The organism is Rurimicrobium arvi (genome assembly GCF_039540495.1).
Classification (GTDB): domain Bacteria; phylum Bacteroidota; class Bacteroidia; order Chitinophagales; family Chitinophagaceae; genus Rurimicrobium; species Rurimicrobium arvi.
In genome coordinates, this window is sequence record NZ_BAABEZ010000022.1 from 354,187 (window position 1) to 355,205 (window position 1,019).

Sequence of the window (1,019 nt, forward strand, 5' to 3'; positions counted from 1 at the left end):
TACGTGATTACCCGGAAGGTAAGGCGCCTGTGCTATTGCCCAGATGCCCTGGCATACCGGTGCAGGCATCTCCATGCTGTAATGCTCCAGCAGTTTCTGGCCTTCGGTCGGGAAGTTCAGCGCCGATTCATAGAAGGGCATCGCCGCTGTGCCTGCCCCCAGGAACGCCGTTGTGTACACGCCCGCATCCACGCTCTTCAGCTCGTCTATCCACGCTTCGCCCGTATACAGCAGGTTCGATTTCAGCGTAGGGTCTGCACCCATGTAGAAGCTCACAGGACGGTCGGTATAGGTATCCGACCAGGAGCCATGATCCACAAGCATCTTACTGATCAGCAGGCCTGGGAACGCACGGTCTGTAAGCGAGGTCAGCAGATCCGTAAGCGCCGTACCTCCCGATACCACCGGTGTGTAAGGAGCTCCGCCCAGCGAGGTAATCAGCTGGTGCAACGAGGCCCGGCGATTGTATTTGCTGTGGAAACGGTAGGTAGCAAGGATATTGCCGCCCGCATCGCGCACATAATACTCGCCCTGGTGCTCGTCTTTGCCGTCGCCCGTCACTATCGGTGTGATCACATTCTTATACACACGGTTGCCTTTACCATCGTAGCCAAACTGGATATAACGGTTGCTCACCACATCCCGGATAGAGCTCACTTTACCGAAACGGTCCCAGCTGATCTCTTCATTGCCCTGCCTGTCTTTCAAAAGATTGCCGATACGGTCGTACACATAGTTGTCCGCAGGCTGTCCCGGCTGCAGATCGGTTCCCGTAGTGGCGCCTGCTCCGTCCTGTACCTGCTGCAGCCTGTTGTCGTCGGCTGCCGTTCCGGTGGGTGATGTGTATTTATACGCAAAATTATCGATCTGCACCGCTGCCCCCGCGCTGCCGTCCCAACGGCTCAGGTTCGTGACATTACCATCCATATCATAGCTGTACGTGCTTTTGTACAGGTTGGAAGGAGTGGGAGCCATCGCTGACGTATAGTCATTGATGTTGGTGTTGGTGGCCAGCTTCA

General features: G+C 56.0%; 1 protein-coding gene. It reads right to left on the reverse strand.

Going from position 1 to position 1,019, the window contains the following annotated elements:
- On the reverse strand, positions 1 to 1,019 hold a 1,019-nt coding region (locus tag ABD846_RS08325), incomplete at both ends, for a hypothetical protein (RefSeq protein ID WP_344825156.1).